The organism is Oleiphilus sp. HI0117 (genome assembly GCF_001635235.1).
Window position 1 is genome coordinate 1 of sequence record NZ_LWGA01000421.1, and the last position, 301, is coordinate 301.

The window sequence follows — 301 nt, forward strand, 5'->3', positions numbered from 1 at the left end:
CAATGTGAAAATCTACTACGTTGGGCAAGCCGGGTTTTTGAGGTTGGGCACTCTATTGCTCATGCACAATACCACCGGCATGGTGCTTATCTCGTTTATCACTCTGACCTACCAGGTTTCTCGAGATTAACTCAGCTGCACCTTTCTGTGATAGTACGTACTCACAGACGGAAATTTAGTGATGAGCCTTTTATTGGAATGAGTAAACAGGAAACGCAAACACTGAAGCGCCTGTGCACAATATTCAGACTGGCGGTTGCGCTGACAGCAGAACGTAATCAAGCTGAAACGGATTTCACCC

Annotated in this window: 1 pseudogene; it reads left to right on the forward strand. The window is 46.2% G+C overall.

Features of this window, described 5'->3' with window-relative positions:
• A pseudogene (locus A3757_RS28045) lies at positions 1–301 on the forward strand (exopolyphosphatase); the annotation flags it as partial.